The sequence below is a fragment of the Stenotrophomonas sp. BR163 genome, assembly GCF_047520985.2.
In the GTDB taxonomy this organism is placed as follows: domain Bacteria; phylum Pseudomonadota; class Gammaproteobacteria; order Xanthomonadales; family Xanthomonadaceae; genus Stenotrophomonas; species Stenotrophomonas sepilia.
In genome coordinates, this window is record NZ_JAXBRE020000015.1 from 87361 (window position 1) to 108251 (window position 20891).

The 20891-nt window shown below is 68.6% G+C and carries 17 protein-coding genes; 13 read left to right on the forward strand and 4 right to left on the reverse strand.

Annotated features, from left to right (window positions below; translation table 11 throughout):
- The first annotated feature begins 35 nt into the window (after window positions 1–35).
- From ACM0PY_RS13710 to ACM0PY_RS13750, 9 genes are all read left to right on the forward strand, one after another.
- On the forward strand, window positions 36–1286 hold the full coding sequence (locus ACM0PY_RS13710; RefSeq protein WP_134972334.1) for an NAD(P)/FAD-dependent oxidoreductase: 1251 nt from the start codon (window positions 36–38) through the stop codon (window positions 1284–1286).
- Window positions 1274–1831, forward strand: a complete 558-nt coding sequence (locus tag ACM0PY_RS13715) for a DUF3261 domain-containing protein (protein ID WP_134972335.1) — start codon at window positions 1274–1276, stop codon at window positions 1829–1831. The genes ACM0PY_RS13710 and ACM0PY_RS13715 overlap by 13 nt, the downstream gene beginning before the upstream one ends.
- Window positions 1828–3012: a beta-ketoacyl-ACP synthase gene (locus tag ACM0PY_RS13720; RefSeq protein ID WP_061480631.1), complete on the forward strand. Its 1185-nt coding sequence runs from the start codon at window positions 1828–1830 to the stop codon at window positions 3010–3012. The genes ACM0PY_RS13715 and ACM0PY_RS13720 overlap by 4 nt, the downstream gene beginning before the upstream one ends.
- Entirely contained in the window at window positions 3009–3464 is a 456-nt protein-coding gene (locus tag ACM0PY_RS13725) for a hotdog family protein (protein ID WP_005420287.1), read from the forward strand. The genes ACM0PY_RS13720 and ACM0PY_RS13725 overlap by 4 nt, the downstream gene beginning before the upstream one ends.
- Window positions 3461–4192: a 3-ketoacyl-ACP reductase FabG2 gene (locus ACM0PY_RS13730; protein ID WP_049416034.1), complete on the forward strand. Its 732-nt coding sequence runs from the start codon at window positions 3461–3463 to the stop codon at window positions 4190–4192. The genes ACM0PY_RS13725 and ACM0PY_RS13730 overlap by 4 nt, the downstream gene beginning before the upstream one ends.
- Window positions 4192–5430 (forward strand): beta-ketoacyl-ACP synthase, encoded by a 1239-nt coding sequence (locus ACM0PY_RS13735; RefSeq protein ID WP_069138854.1) that lies wholly within the window; start codon window positions 4192–4194, stop codon window positions 5428–5430. Before ACM0PY_RS13730 ends, ACM0PY_RS13735 begins: the two co-directional genes overlap by 1 nt.
- Before the next feature lie 59 nt (window positions 5431–5489).
- Complete coding sequence (locus ACM0PY_RS13740) at window positions 5490–5930, forward strand: excinuclease ATPase subunit (RefSeq protein ID WP_134972336.1); 441 nt, start codon at window positions 5490–5492, stop codon at window positions 5928–5930.
- A 160-nt stretch (window positions 5931–6090) separates the two neighbouring features.
- Window positions 6091–6351 (forward strand): YcgL domain-containing protein, encoded by a 261-nt coding sequence (locus tag ACM0PY_RS13745; RefSeq protein ID WP_014648833.1) that lies wholly within the window; start codon window positions 6091–6093, stop codon window positions 6349–6351.
- A complete protein-coding gene (locus ACM0PY_RS13750) occupies window positions 6344–9682 on the forward strand; it encodes an ankyrin repeat domain-containing protein (protein WP_180883669.1) in 3339 nt (1112 codons plus the stop codon). Before ACM0PY_RS13745 ends, ACM0PY_RS13750 begins: the two co-directional genes overlap by 8 nt.
- A gap of 132 nt (window positions 9683–9814) precedes the next feature.
- On the opposite strand, the gene ACM0PY_RS13755 is transcribed toward ACM0PY_RS13750, so the two are convergent.
- Window positions 9815–11593, reverse strand: a complete 1779-nt coding sequence (locus ACM0PY_RS13755) for a monovalent cation:proton antiporter-2 (CPA2) family protein (RefSeq protein WP_180883671.1) — start codon at window positions 11591–11593, stop codon at window positions 9815–9817.
- 344 nt (window positions 11594–11937) lie between these two features.
- Between ACM0PY_RS13755 and mgtE the strand changes: the two genes are divergently transcribed.
- Complete coding sequence (gene mgtE, locus ACM0PY_RS13760) at window positions 11938–13308, forward strand: magnesium transporter (protein WP_134971770.1); 1371 nt, start codon at window positions 11938–11940, stop codon at window positions 13306–13308.
- Window positions 13309–13457: 149 nt separating this feature from the next.
- Window positions 13458–16184: a bifunctional acetate--CoA ligase family protein/GNAT family N-acetyltransferase gene (locus tag ACM0PY_RS13765; RefSeq protein WP_180883673.1), complete on the forward strand. Its 2727-nt coding sequence runs from the start codon at window positions 13458–13460 to the stop codon at window positions 16182–16184.
- A 55-nt stretch (window positions 16185–16239) separates the two neighbouring features.
- Here ACM0PY_RS13765 and ACM0PY_RS13770 read toward each other — a convergent pair whose 3' ends face one another.
- Window positions 16240–16620: a YbjQ family protein gene (locus ACM0PY_RS13770; protein WP_065185897.1), complete on the reverse strand. Its 381-nt coding sequence runs from the start codon at window positions 16618–16620 to the stop codon at window positions 16240–16242.
- A gap of 139 nt (window positions 16621–16759) precedes the next feature.
- Between ACM0PY_RS13770 and ACM0PY_RS13775 the strand changes: the two genes are divergently transcribed.
- Complete coding sequence (locus ACM0PY_RS13775; RefSeq protein WP_414609326.1) at window positions 16760–17467, forward strand: alpha/beta fold hydrolase; 708 nt, start codon at window positions 16760–16762, stop codon at window positions 17465–17467.
- Window positions 17468–17582: 115 nt separating this feature from the next.
- Here the strand turns inward: ACM0PY_RS13775 and dkgB are convergent, their stop codons facing one another.
- Both dkgB and ACM0PY_RS13785 read right to left on the reverse strand, forming a co-directional pair.
- Window positions 17583–18392, reverse strand: a complete 810-nt coding sequence (gene dkgB, locus ACM0PY_RS13780; protein WP_111201105.1) for a 2,5-didehydrogluconate reductase DkgB — start codon at window positions 18390–18392, stop codon at window positions 17583–17585.
- A 125-nt stretch (window positions 18393–18517) separates the two neighbouring features.
- A complete protein-coding gene (locus ACM0PY_RS13785; protein WP_180883675.1) occupies window positions 18518–19732 on the reverse strand; it encodes an MFS transporter in 1215 nt (404 codons plus the stop codon).
- Window positions 19733–19837: 105 nt separating this feature from the next.
- Here ACM0PY_RS13785 and ACM0PY_RS13790 point away from each other — a divergent pair, with 105 nt between their 5' ends.
- Window positions 19838–20740, forward strand: coding sequence for a LysR family transcriptional regulator (locus ACM0PY_RS13790; RefSeq protein WP_134971758.1), 903 nt, complete (start codon window positions 19838–19840; stop codon window positions 20738–20740).
- Window positions 20741–20891 lie beyond the last annotated feature (151 nt).

Consider the following 20891-nt stretch of genomic DNA (forward strand, 5'->3'; position numbering starts at 1 on the left):
TTCTTTCCACTTGATCGAGCAACAAGGACGCACCGATGAACACTGCTGTGGATGCTGTCGAACGCACTGAAATCCTGATCATCGGCGCCGGCCCGGCCGGTTCCGTGGCCGCGGCGATGCTGCGCCAGCAGGGCCGCCAGGTCCTGATGCTGGAGCGCCAGCAGTTCCCGCGCTTCTCCATCGGCGAAAGCCTGCTGCCGCAGAGCATGGAGTACATCGAGGCGGCCGGCCTGCTGCAGGACGTGGTCGAGGCGGGCTTCCAGTACAAGAACGGTGCCGCCTTCGTGCACGGCGAAGCGCGTACTGCGTTCGATTTCAGGAAGAAGTTCTCGCCGGGTTGGGGCACCACCTACCAGGTGCAGCGCGCCGACTTCGACAACGTGCTGGCACGCGGCGCCGAGCGCATGGGCACCACGCTGCGCTTCGGCGACGAAGTGCTTGCGGTCGAGCCGGGCGAGCAACCGGCGGTGACGGTACGTCGCCCGGACGGCAGTGAATACCGCATCGAGGCCGATTTCATCCTCGATGCCTCCGGCTTCGCGCGGCTGCTGCCGCGGCTGCTGCAGCTGGAGTCGCCGTCCAACTTCCCGGTGCGCGGCGCGATCTTCTGCCACGTGCGCGACAACATTCCGGCCGAAGCGGACTTCGATCGCAACAAGATCCTGATCACCACCCACCCCGAGCACATCGACGTCTGGTACTGGACGATCCCGTTCTCCAATGGCTGCTGTTCGCTGGGCGTGGTCGCCGAGCCGTCGTTCTTCGAGCGCTACGAGGGTGACGACCTGCAGAAACTGCAGGCGATCGTCGGCGAGGATCCGAACCTGACCCGGCTGCTGGCCAATGCCGAATGGGCGGTGCTGCCGGTACGCCGCATCACCGGCTACTCGGCCAATGTCAGTTCGTTGTGGGGGCCGGGCTATGCCCTGCTGGGCAATGCCGGCGAGTTCCTCGACCCGGTGTTCTCGTCCGGCGTGACCATCGCCTTCAAGTCCGCGCAGCTGGCCAGCGCATGCCTGGCGCGCCGCTACGCCGGCGAAGCCGTGGACTGGGAAGCGGAGTTCTCGGTCCCGCTGCGGGCGGGCGTGAAGACCTTCCGCCGCTTCGTCGAAAGCTGGTACCAGGGCGGTTTCCAGAAGATCATCTACCACCCGCAACAGCAGCCCGAAGTGCGCGACATGATCAGCTCCATCCTGGCCGGCTACGCCTGGGACACCAACAACCCCTACGTGGCCGACGACAGTGGCCGCCGCATGCGCGTGCTGGAGCAGCTGTGCGGCGCGTGATCGCCCGTACTGCGGTGCTGCTGCTGTGCCTGCTGCTGGCCGCCTGTGCCGGCCGCATGCCGAAACCGCAGGTGGAACTGCCGCCGCTGCGCCTGGCGCCAGCCAGCCTGCCGGCGCCGCTGGCGCTGCAGCAGCAGCTGCATTTCCGCTTCGGCACGCATGAGCGCGATCTCGACGCGCTGCTGGAAGCCGACGCCCAGCAGGTGCAGCTGGCCGTGCAGGCGATGGGCCAGACCGGCGTGCGCCTGCAATGGGACGGCCAGCAGCTGACCCAGCAGCGCGCGCCATGGCTGCCACCGCAGGTGCGCGCCGAGCGCGTGCTGGATGACCTGCAGTTCGCGCTGTGGCCGACCGCGGCCATTGCCGCCGTGCTGCCGGCGGGCTGGCAGGTCAGTGATGATGGCTATCAGCGCAGCCTGTCGCGTGAGGGCACCGTGTGGCTGCACCTGCAGCGGCTGGACGATGGCAGCGTGCAGCTGGACAACCGCGCCGAAGGCTATGCGCTGCGCATCGAATCGATCGACATGGCCGGGCCGGACCGATGAGCGCACCGATCTACCTGAACGACCTGGGTGTGGTCTGTGCACTCGGCGCTGGCCGCGCCGCAGTGACGTCGGCACTGTTCGCCGACGCGCCGGGCGGGCTCAGCGACAACGACAGCCTGTTGCCGGGGCGCACCCTGGCGCTGGGAGAAGTACGCACGCCGCTGCCGGCGCTGGATGATCTGCCGGTGGCCCTGCGCGGGCGAAACAATGCCCTGCTGGACGTGGCATTGGCTCAGATCGCGCCGGCAGTGGCCGCGGCGATCGCCCGCCATGGCGCCGAGCGCGTGGCGGTGGTGCTGGGCACCAGCACCTCGGGCATTGGTGAATCCGAGCAGGCATTGCGCAGCCATGCCGAACAGGGCCAGTGGCCGCAGGGCTTTGACTACGCCCAGCAGGAAATGGGCACCGCCGCGCAGTTCGTGCGCCAGCGCAGTGGCGCACAGGGGCCGGCATGGACCCTGTCCACTGCCTGCTCGTCCAGTGCCAAGGCGCTGATGTCGGCTGCACGCATGCTGCGCGCCGGCATCGTCGATGCGGTGATCGCCGGTGGCGCCGATTCGCTGTGCCGCTTCACCGTGGCCGGCTTCAGCGCGCTGGAATCGGTCTCGGCCCAACGCTGCAATCCGTTCTCGCAGCATCGTACTGGTATCAACATCGGCGAAGGCGCCGCGCTGTTCCTGCTCACCCGCGAACCCGGCCCGGTATGCCTGGCGGGGTGGGGCGAGTCGGCCGACGCCCACCACATGTCCGCCCCGGACCCGCAGGGCCTGGGCGCCATCGACGCCCTGCAGCAGGCGCTGCAGCGTGCTGGCTGGGCCGCCGGCGAAGTGGACTATGTGAACCTGCATGGGACCGCGACCGGCCACAACGATGCGATGGAAAGCCTGGCCGTGTCGCAGGTGCTGGGCAGCCACGTGCCGGCCAGTTCGACCAAGCCGTTGACCGGCCACACGCTGGGTGCCTCGGGTGCCATCGAGGCGGCGCTGTGCTGGATCGTGCTGGCCGAGAACCCGCAGCAGCTGCTGCCGCCGCACTGGTGGGACGGCGTGGCCGACCCGGCACTGCCGGTGCTGCCGCTGGTCGCACCGGGCACGCGCCTTGCGCAGCCGCCGCGGCGGGTGCTGAGCAATTCGTTCGCCTTCGGCGGCAGCAATGCCGTGCTGGCACTGGAGCGTCGATGAACACGTTGTACGCGATCGAAGACGTGGTGCCGCACCGCCAGGACATGTGCCTGCTGGAGCGCATCACGCAATGGGACCAGGACGCCATCGAGGCCGAACTGGTGGTGCCCGAGGCCGGCCTGTTCGTCGAGGATGACCAGGTGCCGGCATGGGTCGGCATCGAGTACATGGCGCAGGCCATCGCGGCCTGGGCCGGTTGCCGCGCGCGTGCGGCCGGCAGGCCACCGCAGCTGGGCTTCCTGCTCGGCAGCCGCCGCTACAGCAGCGCGCGCAGCAGCTTCCCCAGCGGTTCGCGGCTGCGCGTGCAGGCGCGCTGCGAGCTGTTGGGTGACAATGGATTGGGGATGTTCGCCTGCCGCATCCTGGCAGGCGAGGAAGAATGGGCGACAGCCAACGTCTCGGTGTTCGAACCGGCCGACGCGATGGCCTATCTGGAGAGTGGACAGGCATGACAGGGAATCGAAGCGTGCTGGTGACCGGCGCCAGCCGGGGCATCGGCCGGGCCATCGCGCTGCGCATCGCGCGCGATGGCTTCGACGTGGTGGTGCATTGCCGCAGCCGCGTGGATGAAGCACAGGCGGTGGTCGCCGAGATCCAGGCACTGGGCCAGCAGGCCCGCGTGCTGGTGTTCGACGTGGCCGACCGCGCGTCTGCGCGGGCCGCTCTGGAGGCCGATGTCGAAGCGCACGGCGCGTACTACGGCGTGGTCTGCAATGCCGGCATCGCCCGCGATGGCGCCTTCCCGGCGCTGTCAGCGGACGATTGGGACCAGGTCATCCACACCAACCTGGATGGCTTCTACAACGTGCTGCATCCGCTGATCATGCCGATGGTGCGGCGGCGCAAGCCGGGCCGCATCGTCACCCTGTCGTCGGTCTCCGGACTGGCCGGCAACCGCGGGCAGGTCAACTACAGTGCCGCCAAGGCCGGCATCATCGGCGCCACCAAGGCCCTGGCGCTGGAACTGGCCAGCCGCCAGATCACCGTCAACTGCGTGGCCCCGGGCCTGATCGAGACCGAAATGCTCAACGACGAAGTGGTTGAACACGCGCTCAAGCTGATTCCCGCCGGCCGCGTTGGCCGCCCGGACGAAGTGGCGGCTACCGTGGCGTTCCTGCTGTCCGAACCGGCCGGCTACATCACCCGGCAGGTGATCTCGGTGAACGGAGGCATGCTCTGATGGCCGCCGATCGTCGCGTGGTGGTCACCGGCGCCGCCGCCATCAGTCCACTCGGCCACGACTGGCCGACCATCGAGGCACACCTGCGCAGCTGCCGCAACGCGGTGCGTGCGATGCCCGAGTGGGATGTCTATGCCGGGCTGAACACCAAGCTGGCCGCGCCGGCGCAGGACTTCGAGCTGCCGCCGAACTACAACCGCAAGACCACCCGCTCGATGGGCAAGGTCGCGATCATGTCGGTGCGCGCCACCGAGGTGGCGCTGCGCGAGGCCGGCCTGCATGAGCATCCGGTGCTGCGCAGTGGCCGTACCGGCGTGGCCTATGGCTCCTCGTCCGGCAGCCACGAGGCCACCGGCGAATTCGGGCGCATGCTCAACGAATTCACCACGGATGGCATCAGCGCCACGACCTACCTGAAGATGATGAGCCACACTGCGCCGGTCAACATCGGCGTGTTCTTCGGCCTGTCCGGGCGCGTGTACACCACCTCCAGCGCCTGCACCTCGGGCAGCCAGGGTGTGGGCGCGGCCTATGAAGCCATCCGCAGCGGCAAGCAGACGGTGATGGTGGCCGGCGGTGCCGAGCAGCTCGATGCTACCGCTGCAGCGGTGTTCGACACGCTGTTCGCCACCAGCGTGCGCAATGACGCGCCGCAGACCACGCCACGCCCGTTCGATGCCGGCCGCGATGGCCTGGTGCTGGGCGAGGGCGCCTGCACGCTGATCCTGGAAGACCTGGAACACGCGCAGGCGCGCGGCGCCACCATCCTTGCCGAGGTGGTCGGCTACGGAACCAACAGCGATGGCCAGCACGTCACCCAGCCCAGTGCCGACACCATGGCCCAGGCCATGCGCCTGGCATTGGAGGACGCCGGCCTGGACGCGGCGCAGATCGACTACGTCAACGCCCATGGCACCGCCACCGACCACGGCGACATCGCCGAGACCCAGGCCACCGCACAGGTGTTCGGCAGCCGCGTGCCGATCAGCTCGCTGAAGAGCTACGTCGGCCACATGCTGGGTGCCTGTGGCGCGTTCGAGGCCTGGGTGAGCATCCAGATGATGCGTGCCGGCTGGTTCGCGCCCACCCTGAACCTGGCCGCGGTCGACCCGCGCTGTGGCCAGCTCGACTTCATCACCGGGCAGGGCCGCGAACTGCAGGCCGAGTACGTGATGAGCAACAACTTCGCCTTCGGCGGCATCAACACCTCGCTGGTGTTCCGCCGCTGGAGCGAGTGATCCACTGCGCCAACACACCGTTCCCGTTACCCCCGCACCCTCGACAAGGAGATGTTCCGATGCGCCGCACTCTCATGATCGCCACGGCTACCGCGCTGCTGGCCCTGACTTCCACCGCTTCCGCCCGCGACACGCGTGTCGAACAGTCCCTGCAGGAACTGGTCAATTCGCAGGCCGCCAAGGACGCCGGCATCGACGGCAGCGTGCGCTTCTATCTGGCCGGCCAGCCGGTCAGCGTGCAGCAGCGCCTGGGCGAAGACGTGACCAACAAGAAGACCAACGCCGCCAACAAGAGCGATGCCGAGGCCTGCCGCTGGGTTGCGCTGTCGGCACTGCGCGCGCTGCAGGACGGTGCCAAGTCGCGCGGCGCCAACGCCGTGGTCGACATCGTCAGCTATTACAAGAAGAACGAGTTCAAGAGCAGCACCAACTATGAGTGCTACGCCGGTACCATCCTCGCGGGTGTCGCGCTGAAGGGCACCTACGCCAAGGTCAAGTAAGCGCCCGTGTGGCGGCGGCGCAGCCTGAACGTCGCCGCCACATTGCTGAACCCCGCAGGCGAAACGCCGCCGATCGCGCCGCCATCGTCGGCTGACGGCTTTCCCCGGTGTCGGCTTTCCGACACAATCATGGCTCTTCCCGGGTTATCGTCCCGCGGACATGCACGCCTACGTCTATAAAAGCCAACTCAAGCCGGACACCTACGTCTACGTTCCCCGACGCGATGATTTCAGCGCGCTGCCCGCGCCGCTGCTCACCTCGCTGGGGACGCTCGCCTTCGTGCTGGAGGTGGCCCTGGATGCCCAGCGCCGCCTGGCGCAGGCTGACCCGGAAAAGGTCCGCAGCGAAATGAGCGAGCGCGGGTTCTACCTGCAGGTGCCGCCGTCGGTGGCCAGCCTGATGCCGCGCCACTATGACTGACGCCTCCCGTCCGCGCATTCTGTCAATTGCCTTCGCCGCGGGGGCGGTGCTGGCGCTGGGCGCCGCCGTGGGCGGCGTTCCGGGTGCGGTCCTTGCCGCACTGGCGCAGCCCGCGTTCGCGTTGGCGATATCGTGGTGGCGCCGCAGCCGCGCGCTGCTGCCGCTGAAGGTGGTCGCACGCCAGGACCTGCCGGCGCTGCTGGCATTGTGGGCAGCCGCCCCGCTGTTGCTGGCGCTGCTGCTGGCCTGGCCGCTCGCAGCGCTGCGTGACAGCGGCAGCCTGGCGGCAGTGCTTGGCCTGAGCGTACTGGTCAGTGCCGGCCTGCTGGCGGCCTGGCGCACCTGGCCATTGTGGAACGATGTCGAACGCCTGGATGGCAGCCTGGCCCAGCACTGGCAGGCGCTGGCGGGGCGCGACCTGACTGCTTGGCGTGGCCTCGGCGTGGCCGCGCTGGTCATTGCGCTGGCCGCGCTGGTGGTGCTGCCGGCCTGGCCGGGCCTGTTGCCGGAAAGCGCGCGCTGGCCCGCCGCGCTGGCGGTCGTACTGCTGTCGCCGGTGCTGCACCTGCTGCTGCAGCGGGTCGCGCCTGCGCCGCTGGTGTCGTTGCGCTCCAGCCCGTTGGTGGCGTCCAGCGCTGAACCCGAACCGATGTTCGCAGCGGCGGCCGACGCCCTGCCGCTGGAGGCGATGGCGCCGCAGGAACTGACACCGGCGCTGTATGAAGCCGCCCGCCAGGGCCGCATCGACCGGGGCCTGCAGCTGCTGCAGGCCGGTGCCGATCCGTATGCGCTGCCGGACCCGAACTGGCGTGACCAGCGCAGTCTGGCGGTGCTGGCCGCGGTGCTGCCGGACCTGCGCCTGCTGCGCGAACTGATTGCCCGCGGCGTCGATGTGAATGCGCCGCACCGGGGCATGACCCCGCTGCTGGCGGCGACCCGCGACAGCTGGCATGGCCGCCCCGAAGCGGTGATGACCCTGCTCGCCAACGGCGCCGACTCGCGTGCCACCGACAGTGATGGCAACACCCCGCTGCACCATGCCGCACGCAGTTCCGACCCGGGGGTGGCCGCGCTGCTGCGCGATGCCGCTGCCGAAGTCGATGCGCTGAACCGTGATGGCTGGTCGCCGCTGGCGGTGGCCTGCCAGGTGGGCAACTGGCGTCTGGCCCGCTTCCTGCTCGAACGCGGTGCACGCTGCGAACCGGCCGATGGCACCCCGGTGCTGCTGGCCGCCGCCGCCACCGAGGATGACGATCCGGCGGGCGTGCAGCTGCTGCTCAAGCACAAGGCACGGGCCGACGCCCGCGATCGCCAGCGCCGCAGTGCGTTGCATGAGGCGGCCCTGGCCGGCCATGTCGAGATCATCGGCGTGCTGCTCGGCGCGGGCGCCAATCTGGAGGCGCGCGATGCACTGGGGCGTACGCCGTGGCTGGAAGCGGCCCGTGCCGGTCGCGCCGCCGTGATCGAGCACCTGCTGCCGCACAAGCCGGACCTGGTCGCGGTGGACGGCGAAGGCCGCAATGCGGTGCAGCTGGCGGCGATGGCCGAGGATGTCTCGCCGCTGCTGATCAAGCGCCTGGTCGAACTGGGCATCGCGGCCGATGCCACCGATCCGCTCGGCCGCCGTGCGGTGGACTACGCCGCCGAGGCCGGCCGCTGGGCGATCGTAGCCCTGCTGGACCCGTCCTATCCGTTGCCGGCCGCGGTCAGTGATGGCTTGGCCGATCGTGGCGAAGCGGCCAGTGCCAGCGGCCTGCTGCCGGACCGTCCGCCGCTGACCCTGCTGCGCGAGGCCCTGGGCTTCGGCAATACCGACGGCATGGCGGCGCTGGCCAGGCTGTGCCAGCCGGAGGAACTGGGCGGGCTGCTGCTCGATCCGGAGTTGGCGCTGGAACCGCGTGCGGTGGACTGGCTGCTGGGCCACGGCGCCGATCCCTATGTGCGTGATGCCTGCTCCGATACGCCGATGTTCGCGCTGTTGTCGCGCGGCATCGATGCGGTGCCGGCGTTGCAGGTGATGCTGCAGCGTGGCCTGTCGCCGGCCGGCCGCGGTGGCCTGGCGCGCTTCCTTGCCGCCTGCGCACAGCACGACCAGGCCGCGCGTGGCCTGGAACAGCTGGCACTGGAACTGCTTGAGCGTGGCGCCGATCCGTTCGCCGCCTCGCCGGCGGGCGATCCGCCGCTGTCGCTGGCGGTGCGGCTGGGGTGGCTGCGGCTGCAGCAGGCCCTGCTCAAGGCCGGCGTTGATCGCGAGGCACGCGACAGCCACGGCATGACCGCACTGCACCTGGCCACCGCATTGGCCCGCGAAGGCGCGCTTAAGCTGCTGGTGCAGCATGGTGCCTCGCCGGAAGCACGTGCCGCCGACGGCCAGACACCGCTGGGCGTGGCGCTGTCGATCGGTCGCCGCGATCTGGCCGACTGGCTCGATTGGCGGGTGTGGCCGTTGCCGCGCCGCACCCTGCGCGAGGCCGATCTGCCGGCCGCCGCAATGGCCGGTGACGTCGATGCAGTGCGCCGCCTGATCGATCTGGGCTTCGCCGTCGACGCGGTCGACGCACAGGGCTGCACCGCGCTGCTGCGTGCTGCCGGTGGCGGCCACCTGGCGGTAACCGACCTGCTGCTGGCGCGCGGCGCCGATCCGCAGCACGCGGCGGCCAGTGGCGCGACGCCGCTGTCGGCGGCGGTCAGCATGCGCCAGGTGGACATCGTTTCGGCCCTGCTCGACGCTGGCGCCAAGCTGGAACACCGCCTGCCGGGTGGCGTGACGGTGCTGATGCTGGCCTCCGCGCTGGGCCTTCCGGACATCGTCGCGCGCCTGCTCACGGCGGGTGCCGACGTGCATGCCGGTGACGCGCAGCAGCTGGGTCCGCTGCACTGTGCCGCGCTGTACGGTTTCAGTGCCCGCGACCGCTCGCGCCTGCTGGCCCTGCTCGACACCCTGCTGCTGGCCGGTGCCGAACCGGACCAGGCCGCCGCTGGTTCGGTCACGCCGCTGCTGCTGCTGCTGGGCGCGCGCGCCGAGCCGGGTACCGCCTGCGACGAGCAGGTGGTGATGGCCGCAGTGGAGCGCCTGCTGGACGAGGACGTAAGCCTGGACGTACGCGACCCGCGCGGCTTCGGCCCGCTGCATCTGGCCGCGCTGCATGGCCTGCCGCTGTTGGTGCAGCGCCTGCTGCGCGCCGGCGCCGATCCTGAAGCGCGCGACAGCCTCAACCGCAGTCCGCGCGAGATCGCGGTGATGCGCGGCTTCATCGATGTGGCTGGCGAGTTCGAGCCGCGCGTGCCGGGCGTTTCCTCGATGGCGCGGTTCCTGCGCGACAACGGCTGATCGGGACCCGGTAGATCCACGCCATGCGTGGATGATCGTGCCCGGAAGCCAAAGCATCCACGCATGGCGTGGATCTACTGCCGGAATCCGCAACCTCAATCTGTGGTGGGTGCCGACCGTTGGTCGGCACGCCTATTTGTCGTCCCTTTCCGCGTCGGCCTCGAACAGGTGCATCAGGTCGTTGCGCGCATCACGCGAGGTCTGGATCACCGCGGCCTCGTCGTCGTACACCAGGTACTGGTCGCGCAGCAGCTGCTCATCATGCTCACGGAAGCGCTGCACATGGCGCTCGGCCACGTCCGGTGCCACGCCCAATGCGGTCAGCACGCGCCCGCTCATTTCCAGACTGGTGCCGAACACTTCGCGGAACGGCTCGGCCGACATGTCCATCAGTCGCCAGGCATGCTGGCGGTTGCGTGCACGCGCCAGCACCTTCGCGTCCGGGTACAGCCGGCGCACCATGCGCACCGCGCGCAGGTTGGTCTCCGGGTCGTCCACGGTGATGACGAACACATCGATGTGCTCGCCACCCGCTGCACGCAGCATCTCCGGGCGGGTCGGGTCGCCGTAGTACAGCTGGTTGCCGAAGCGGCGCAGGTCGGCCACCGTGTCCGGGTTCGCCTCCAGTGCCACGAACGGCACCTTCTGTGCGGTCAGCAGGCGCGCGATCACCTGGCCGAAGCGGCCCATGCCGGCGATCAGCACCTTGGGCCGGTTGTCCGGTGCCACCGTGTCGGCCTCGGCGGTCCCGCGCGGTGGGGCCTTCTCCTGGCCGAGCAGCTTGAGCAGCGCGATCATCAGCAGTGGCGTGATCGCCATCGACAGGCCGACGATCGCCACCAGCCGATCGTGATTGGCGTTGCCGAGCAGGTGCGCGCGCTGCGCTTCGTTGAACACCACGAAGGCGAACTCGCCCCCCAGCCACAGCACGCTGCCCAGCAGCAGCGACTGCCGCGGACTGAGCTTTGCAATACGGCCAATCACATACAGCAGGCTGAACTTGACCACCAGCAGGATCGCCACGCCGGCGGCGATCAGCCACGGCTCTGCGGCGATGCGGTCGAGATCGATGCCCATGCCCACGGCGATGAAGAACAGCCCCAGCAGCAGGCCCTTGAACGGCTCGATCTGCGCTTCCAGTTCGTGCCGGAACTCCGAATCGGACAGCAGCACCCCGGCCAGGAACGCGCCCAGGCTGGGGCTGAGGCCCGCTTCCTGCATGAACCAGGCAGTGCCCAGCACCACCAGCAGGGCGGTGGCGGTGAACACTTCCGGGCTGCGGGTGCGGGCGATGATGCTGAACACCTTGCGCAGCACCGGTCGTCCGCACAGGATCACCACGGTCAGCGCGCCGAGGGCCACGGCGGCGTCTTCCCAGCGCAGGGTCTCGTTCTTCGCCCCGCCCAGCAGCGGGATGGCCGCCAGCAGCGGGATCGCGATCAGGTCCTGGAACAGCAGGATGGCAAAACCCAGCCGGCCATGGTCGCTGTTGATCGCCTTGTGCTCGGACAGCAGCTGCAGGCCTACCGCGGTGGATGACAGCGCCAGCGCAACACCGACCACCAGCGCGCTCTTCCACTGGAAGTGGTCGAGCAGCAGCAGGCCGCCCAGCACCAGCCCGGACATCGCCACCTGCGCCGCGCCCGCGCCGAACACCGAGCGCCGCATCACCTTCAGGCGTGCCGGCGACAGCTCCAGGCCGATCACGAACAGCAGCATCACCACGCCGATCTCGGCCGCGCCGAGGATGCGGTCGGCGTCCTGCACGAAGCCCAGCCCGTCCGGGCCCAGCACCACGCCGGCCGCCAGGTAGCCCAGCACCGCGCCGAAGCCGAACTTCTTGAACACCGGCACGGCAATGACCGCCGCCAGCAGCAGCACCAGGGCCAGTTCCAGACCGCCGCTATGCATGGGAATACCTGGTCATCGGGGAAGCCCGCAGTGCGTCCGTTCGGGTGGGGAAAGCGTGGCGAGCGCCACCCGGCCATTATGCGCGCCGGTTGGTGTATGCACGAGAACAACCGGCCGGCCGGCGCCCGGCGCAGGGATGCCGGGTTGACCTGCATGGCCCGCGGGTCCAGACTGCCCGCCGCTGGCGGCGCGTCCGCCGGCACACGCATCCCGGAGTCCCCAACCCATGTCCAGCGACAGTAGAAGTCGACCTCGTTCGACGCCAGCGATGGCCACCGCCTGACATCGGGACGGTTTGCCTGCGTTGGCGTTGCGCGAGGTCGCACCCCCACAAGGCAAAACCGATGAACCAGAAGCAATTGCTGCGCCCGGTGGCCGATGCCGCCGCATTGGCCGCACCGCTGGCGAACTACAACACCGCCGATGCGGTGGAATTCCTCAACACACTGGAACTGGCCCGCGCTGCGGAAACGCTGGCCGCGCTGCCGTTGCCGCGTGCAGTGAAGATGCTGGAAGCGCCGGAACTGCACCGCAGCGGTGAGCTGGTGGCCGCGCTGCCGCCGGCACGCGCCGCTGCCCTGCTCGGGCTGATGGCTGACGATCGCGCCACCGACATCGTCCACGAGCTGGATGAGGAAGAACGCGCGCGGCTGATCCCGCTGCTGGGCACCGACGCCCGCCAGGCCATCCAGAAGCTGCTGAGCTATCCGCCGAACACCGCCGGCGCGCTGATGACCACCGAGTACGTGGCGGTACCCGCCAGCTGGACCGTGGCGCAGACCCTGCAGCACATCCGCCAGGTCGAGCGTACCCGCGAGACGGTGTATGCGATCTACGTGCTGGAGCCGGCCACCCAGCAGTTGCAGCAGGTGGTGACCATGCGCCGGCTGATCACCGGCCTGCCCGAGGAATCGATCCTGGACGTGGCCCAGGTCAATCCGCCGGTGACGGTGGACGCGCTGATGGACCAGGAAGAAGTGGCGCGGCTGATCCGCCGTCACGACCTGCTGGCGATCCCGGTGGTCGACGCGCAGCAGCAGATGCTCGGCATCGTCACCGTGGACGACGTGCTCGATGCGCTGATCGAGGAATCCACCGAGGACGCGCACAAGTTCGGCGGCATGGAAGCGCTGGACAAGCCGTACATGCAGATCGGCTTCTTCGAGATGCTGCGCAAGCGCGCCGGCTGGCTGAGCGTGCTGTTCCTGGGCGAGATGCTGACCGCCAGCGCGATGCAGCACTACGAGGACGAACTGGCGCGCGCGGTGGTGCTGACCCTGTTCATCCCACTGATCATGAGTTCGGGCGGCAATTCCGGTTCGCAGGCCACCTCGCTGCTGATCCGCAGCCTGGCGCTGCGTGAACTGCGCCTGCGCGACTGGTGGAAGGTGGCCATCCGCGAGATTCCGACCGGCATGGTGCTGGGTGCCATCCTCGGCTGCCTGGCGATCGTGCGCATCGTGATCTGGCAGCTGGGCGGCCTGCATGACTACGGCGAGCACTGGATCCTGCTGGCGATCACCATCGGCGCCGCGCTGGTCGGCATCGTCACCTTCGGCTCGCTGTCCGGCTCGATGCTGCCCTTCGTCCTGAAGCGGCTCGGCTTCGACCCGGCCAGCGCCTCGGCCCCGTTCGTGGCCACCCTGGTGGATGTGACCGGCCTGGTGATCTACTTCAGCATCGCCGCGCTGATCCTGCACGGCACGCTGCTGTAACAAAACGTGCACGCCGGGGTCGGATCCCTTCGCGCAGCGAAGGGCTCTGACCCCGGATATCCGCAGCAGGGGTCGGAGCCCTTTCCTGCGAAAAGGGATCCGACCCTTCCTCCGACCCCATCGCCACGGAATTTGGGTACCGTAGGCGCATGAGTACCTACCACCTGCAGTCCGTCTTCCGTCCGCAGTCGGTCGCGGTGATCGGCGGCAGCCCGCGTGAGCGCTCGGCCGGCCGTGCGGTGATGCGCAACCTGCGCGGCACCGGCTTCCCCGGCAAGGTGGCGTGGATCAACCCGCGGCACGCCGAGATCGATGGCATCCGCACGGTCAAGCGCTTGAAGGACCTGGACTGGGTGCCCGACCTGGTGGTGATCACCGCGCCGGCGGCGATCGTGCCGCAAGTGGTGCGTACCGCTGCAGAGCGTGGCGTGCAGGCGGCGATCATCCTCACCGCGCACCTGGGCGAAGGCCCGGGTTCGTTGTCCGCACAGGTAGAGGCGGTGGCGCGCAAGCATGGCCTGCGCATCCTCGGGCCGCATTGCCTGGGCGTCATCGCGCCGCACGCGCGACTCAATGCCAGCATCGCCGCGCACTTCCCGCAGGCCGGCGACCTCGCCCTGATCTCCGAATCCTCGGCCATTGCCGCCGCGCTGGTGGAGTGGGGCGTGGCGCGCTCGGTGGGCTTCTCCGCCGTGGTCTCGCTGGGCGACACGATGGACGTCGACTTCGGCGACCTGCTCGACTACTTCGCCACCGACTACCGCACCCGCGCCATCCTGCTGTATGTCGAGCAGATCAAGGACGCGCGCAAGTTCATGTCGGCCGCGCGTGCCGCCGCCCGCGCCAAGCCGGTGGTGGTGGTGAAGTCCGGTCGCGCCGAGCGCGTGCAGCCGGGCAGCCGCGATACCCATGTGCAGGCCCTGGCCCGCGCCGATGATGTGTACGGTGCAGCCTTCAACCGCGCCGGCCTGCTGCGCGTCGGCGCGCTGGACGAACTGTTCACCGCTGCCGAATCGCTGGGGCGGCTGGGTACCTTCCCCGGTCGCCGCCTGGCCATCCTCAGCAATGGTGGTGGTGTCGGTCGCCTGGCCGTGGACCAACTCATCGCATTGCGTGGCACGCTGGCCACCCTGTCCGACAGCACGGTGCAGAAGCTCGATGCGGTATTGCCGCAGGGCTGGTCGCGCAGCAATCCGGTCGACATCGTGGTCGATGCCGATGGCGAGCGCTATGCCGCGGCCATCGAAGCACTGCTGGCCGACAACGAGAACGACGCGGTGATGGTGGTCAACGTGCCCACCGCGTTTACCTCGTCCGCCGACGCGGCGCAGGCCCTCACCCGCACGCTCGGCCTGCGCCCGCGCCATCATCGCGACAAGCCGGTGTTCGCCGTGTGGCTGGGCAACGACGACCAGGCCACCGCCACGCTCAACGCAGCACGGGTGCCGACCTATCCGACCGAGGCGGAGGCCGTACGTGGCTTCCAGCATCTGGTGCGCTATCGCGAGGCACAGAGCGCGTTGATGGAAACGCCGCCCAGCCTGCCGCAGGACTTCAATGTCGATGCGACGGCCGCGCGAGCGTTGGTTGATGCTGCGCTGGCCAATGGCCAGCAGTGGCTGGACCCGCTGGCCACGCATGAGCTGCTCAAGGCCTACGGCATCCCGTCCGCGCCGGTGATGCACGCGCGTGATGCGCACGAGGCGATGGACCTGGCGCAGCCGCTGCTGGAACGCGGTGCCACGGTCGCGTTGAAGATCCTGTCACCGGACATCCCGCACAAGTCGGAAGTGGACGGCGTGCGCCTGAACCTGTCCACGCTGCCGGCGGTGCAGAGCGCGGCCAACGCGATCCTGTCGCGTGCGCGCCAGCTGCGGCCGGATGCGCGCATCGATGGCCTGCTGGTGCAGCCGACCATCGTCCGCCCGAAGGCGCGCGAACTGATCGTCGGCATTGCCGATGACGCGACGTTCGGCCCGGTGATCGTGGTCGGCCGTGGCGGAACCGCCGTCGAAGTGATCAACGACAAGGCGCTGGCCCTGCCGCCGCTGGACCTGCGCCTGGCCCACGAGCTGATCGGCCAGACCCGCGCTTCGCGCATCCTCAAGGCCTACGGCGATGTGCCCGCCGCCGACGAGCGCGCACTGGCGCTGGCGCTGGTCAAGCTGGCACAGCTGGCCGCCGATATTCCCGAAGTGCGCACGCTGGACATCAACCCGCTGCTGGTCGACAGCAAGGGCATCCTTGCCCTCGACGCACGCGTGGCGGTGGCACCGTCGCGCATCCTGCACAAGGGCCGTGGCCATCCGCGCTTTTCGGTGTTTCCGTATCCGAAGGAGTGGGAGCGCACCATCGAACTGTCCGATGGCGGCCGCGCGTTCGTGCGCCCGGTGCGGCCGGAGGATGACGCGCTGTTCCGTGCGTTCTTCGCCCGTGTCAGCGACGAGGACCTGCGCCTGCGCTTCTTCCAGTCGGTGAAGCACTTCAGCCACGAATTCATCGCGCGCCTGACCCAGCTCGACTACGCGCGCTCGATTGCGCTGGTAGCGATCGAACCGCGTAGCGGGGAGATGCTGGGCGCAGTGCGCCTGCACGCCGATGCCGATTATCATCGCGGCGAGTACGGCATCCTGATCCGCTCGGACCTGAAGGGCCACGGCATCGGCTGGCGGCTGATGGCGATCATGATCGAGTACGCGAAGTGGCTGGGCCTGGACGTGGTCGAAGGCCAGGTGCTGCGCGAAAACAGCACCATGCTGGCGATGTGCCAGAGCCTGGGATTCAAGACCAGGCTGGACCCGGACGACCCGACGGTGATGATGGTGACCTTGCCGGTGCAGCAGGTCGAGGTGCCCGACGTGCCGCCGGTGGCGTAATTCCTGTAGAGCCGAGCCTACGCTCGGCTGCTTTTGCGTAGGCTTGGCGGCTGCATCACCGCACCGGCTCTACCACCACCGCCGTGCCATAGCACAGCACTTCGGTCAGCCCGGTCATCACATCAGTGGCGTCGTAACGCATGCCGATGATCGCGTTGGCACCCAGCTGCCGCGCGTGCTTGACCATGTCGCGGTAGGTTTCCTCGCGAGCCTGTTCGCACAGCTCGGTGTAGATGGTGATGTTGCCACCGAAGAGCGTCTGGATACCGCCCAGGAAGTTGCCGACGATCGAACGCGAGCGCACGGTGATACCGCGCACCACGCCGAGGTTGCGCACGACGCGATGGCCGGGCAGCTCGAAGGCGGTGGTGACCAGCGCATCGTCGAAGCGCAGTGCCGGCGGGGAAGGGGTGCCGCTGTTGTAGGGGTCTGCCATGGTCGCGTCCGTGTCGCTGCCTTCTGTAGAGTCGAGCCATGCTCGACGGGCTGTGCTGCAGTCGAGCATGGCGCGACTCTACAACGCAATCGCCCGTTGCGGCATGGTTCCGTCACCGTGCTGGCGCGACAATATCCCTATGACCGACCGTATCCCCCTGTTGCTGCTGCCCGGCCTGCTCAACGATGCCGAGCTGTGGCGCGCGCAGCTGGCCGACCTGGCCGATATCGCCGACTGCACCGTGGGCGACCAGACCCGTGGCGAGACCCTGCAGGCGGTGGCCGAAGACGTGCTGGCGCAGGCACCGGAGCGCTTTGCGCTGGCCGGTTTCTCATTGGGCGGCTTCGTGGCCCAGCAGATCCTGCGCATTGCGCCGGAGCGGGTGCTGCAGCTGGCGCTGATTGACACCTCGATCCATGCCGATTCACCCGAGCGGGCCGAGCAGCGGCGCAGCCAGCACGCCAGCGTGCGCCTGCCGGGGAAGTTCCACGGCTTCGGCGATGTGCTGATGCGCAGCTACATCGATGCCACGCGGCTGGACGACTACGTGCTGGTGCAGCGCGTGCGCGACATGACCACCCGCCTGGGCGCGGAGGTGTTCCTGCGCCAGAGCGCGCTGGAGCGCCGTGACGGCCATGATGTGCTGGCCGGTTACCGTGATCCGCTGTTGATCGTGTGTGGCGCCAACGACCGCATTACGCCACTCGCGGTGAGCGAGGAAATGCACGCGATGATGCCGCACTCGCAGCTGGTGGTGGTGCCTGATTGCGGGCACCTGGCGCCGATGGAAAAACCGGACGAGGTCAGTGCGGCAATGCGTGGGTGGTTGTTGCAGGGCAGGGAATGATCCCCGCGTTCTGGTAGGTGCCGACCTTGGTCGGCACGGTATTTCATCGATCGGTCAGACGTCTGCGCCGACCAGGGTCGGCGTCTACCAGAGCAGTTGCGCGCCGTCGTTGGAATCAATCCCAGGCCGGCGCAATGCCTTCCGGGTTGGCCAGGCGGTGCCCACGATCCAGCTTGGCGATCTGCGCCATGTCTTCGTCGGTGAGGCGGATTGCTGCCGCTTCCAGGTTGCCCGACAGGTTCTCGCGCTTGGTCGAAGACGGAATGACCGAGTAACCCTGCTGCAGTGCCCAAGCCAGTGCGATCTGCGCGGGCGTGGCCTGGTGGCGGCCGGCAATGGCCTGGATCACCGGATCCTTGATCACCTCGCCATAGGCCAGGCTCATGTAAGCGGTGATATGAATGCCGTTGTCCTGCAGGAATTTCACCAGCAGGCGGTTCTGCAGGTACGGGTGGATCTCGATCTGGTTGGTGGCGATGGCGCCGGCACCCAGGATGCCGATCGCCTTGCGGGTCTGCGCGATGGTGAAGTTGGAGATGCCGATCTCCTTCGTCAGGCCCTGTGCCTTGGCCTCGGCCAGTGCGGTCAGGTACTCCTCCATCGGCACGTCTACCTTGTCGTTCGGGGACGGCCAGTGGATCAGCGTCAGGTCCACATGATCGGTGCGCAGCTTTTCCAGACTGGTACGCAGGCTGGCCAGCAGCGCTTCGCGCTTGAACTCGGTGATCCAGATCTTGGTGGTCAGGTAGATCTCATCGCGCGGCACGCCGGAATCGGCGATGGCCTGGCCGACTTCGGCTTCGTTGCCGTAGATCTGCGCGGTATCGATGGCGCGGTAGCCGACCTCCAGCGCGTTGCGCACGGAATCGATCACGGTCTGGTCTTTGAGGCGGAAAGTGCCGAGACCGAAGGCGGGGACAGTCATGGGGAGCTCCAGCAGAGGGGAGGGATGCGAATATCCGGCAAAGGGTAGGCCAGTGGCCGCATGCGTGCCGGCAACGGTGCATTGCACCACCGTACCGGCAGGGCGCCGGCACGGCATGACTTATCTCAATGCGCGGCCACGGCGATGCCATCGGCGCGATCATCGATGCCATCACGACGGTCCAGGCGGCCGCTGAGCACGGTCAGCGCATACGCGCCCAGCACCACCAGCGCGCCGAGCCACGGCGTGTGCATCAGGCCGACGTGCTCTACCACCAGGCCACCCAGCGAAGCGCCCAGCGCGATGCCGATGTTGAAGGCGGCGATGTTCAGCCCCGAGGCCACGTCGGTGGCCTGCGGCGCATAGCGCTGCGCCTGCTTGACCACATACACCTGCAGGCCGGGCACGTTGCCGAAGGCCACCGCGCCCAGTGCCAGCACCGTCAGCAGCATCAGCCAGGTGTTGTAGGCGGTGAAGGTGAGCACGAACAGCACGACGGCCAGCAGGGCGAAGATGCGCTTCAGCGCGGGCACCGGGCCCATGCGGTCGGCCATGCGCCCGCCCCACAGGTTGCCGATCGCCACTGACACGCCGTACACCAGCAGCACCAGGCTGACCGCATTGGCCGAGAAACCGGTGACGTCCTGCAGGATCGGCGCCAGGTAGGTGAAGGCCAGGAAGGTCCCGCCATAACCCAGCGTGGTCATCGCATAGACCAGCAGCAGGCGCGGCTGGGCCAGCACCGCCATCTGCTGGCGGAAGCTGGACGGCACACTCTGCGGCACGCTGCGCGGCACGAACAGCAGCGCACCCAGCAATGCGATCACGCCGAGCCCAGCCACCGCCAGGAAGGTGGCGCGCCAGCCCAGGTGCTGGCCGATGAAAGTGCCCAGCGGCACACCGGTCACCAGCGCCACGGTCAGGCCGGTGAACATGATGGCGATGGCACTGGCGGCCTTCTCCTTCGGCACCACCGCGGTGGCGATGATCGAACCGATCGAGAAGAACACGCCGTGGGCCAGGCCGGTGAGGATGCGGGCGATGATCAGCGAGGTATAGCCCGGAGCCAGGAAGGCGATGACGTTGCCAAGCGTGAACAGCACCATCAGCGCCACCAGCAGGGTCTTGCGCGGCACGCGGCCGGTCAGCGCGGTCAGCACCGGCGCACCGATGGCCACCCCGAGGGCATACAGCGAGACCAGCAGGCCTGCGGAGGGCAGGCTGACCTGCAGATCGGCGGCAATGGTGGGAATCAGGCCGACGATGACGAACTCGGTGGTGCCGATGGCGAAGGCACCGAGGGTCAACGCCAGCAGGGCGAGGGGAATGCCACGGATCATGGCCGACTCCGGAGGGAAGGAAGGCGCGCAGTGTGCGCGGTGCACCTTTGCCGAAAAACCAGTCTTCACGCCAATCACTATTGCCGCTCAGTCAATAATGGCGGGATGAAGACCACTCTCGATGAAATGCAGGCCTTCCTCGCGGTGATCGACAGCGGGTCGATCAGTGCCGCTGCCGAGCAGCTGGGGCAGACGCCCTCGGGCGTGAGCCGTGCGCTGGGGCGGCTGGAGGACAAGCTGGGGATCACCCTGCTGACCCGCACCACCCGCCGCCTGCACCTGACTGCCGAGGGCGAGGCGTTCCTGCGCCATGCACGGGCGATCATCGATGCGGTGGAATCGGCCGAGGAACAGATGGCGGCACGCCGCGAGCGCCCGGCAGGGCGCCTGCGCGTGGATGCGGCGATGCCGTTCGTGCTGCACGTGATCGCGCCGCTGGTGAGCGGCTATCGTGCGCGCTACCCGGAAGTGCAGCTGGAGTTGAACAGCTCCGACCGCTACATCGACCTGCTGGAGCGGCGCACCGATCTGGCGATCCGGATCGGGCCACTGGCCGACTCCACGTTGCATGCGCGGCCGCTGGGGCGGTGCCAGCTGCGGCTGGTGGCAAGCCCAGCCTACCTGGCTGCACACGGCGAACCGGCCAGCGTCGCCGCACTGGGCCAGCACACACTGCTCAGCTTCAACGAGCCGGAGTCACTCAACCGCTGGCCGTTGCCCGGAGAGTCGGATGGGCTGCTGCTGGTGCGGCCGGACATCGCCGTGTCCAGTGGCGAGACACTGCGCCGGCTGGCAGTGGAAGGCGTGGGCATCACCTGCCTGTCCGACTTCGTGACCGACCGCGACCGCGCCGCCGGCACGCTGGTGCCGGTGCTGTCTGCGCAGACGCTGGACGTGTACCAGCCGATCCATGCGGTGTACTACCGCAACACCGCCGTGTCGGCGCGGATCAGCTCGTTCCTGGATTACCTGGGTGAAGCAATGGCGCAGAGCGGTTACCTGCGCTGAGGTCGTGGTGGGGTTGCCGGCCAGCGGCCGGCACAACCGTTCAACGCTCAGCCCCTACGCCGCTCGATCAGGTTCAACAGTGGCCCGGTCATCGCCGTTGTCACCAGCGCCATGATCACCAGCACCGCGAACAGCCGGTCACCGAGCAGGC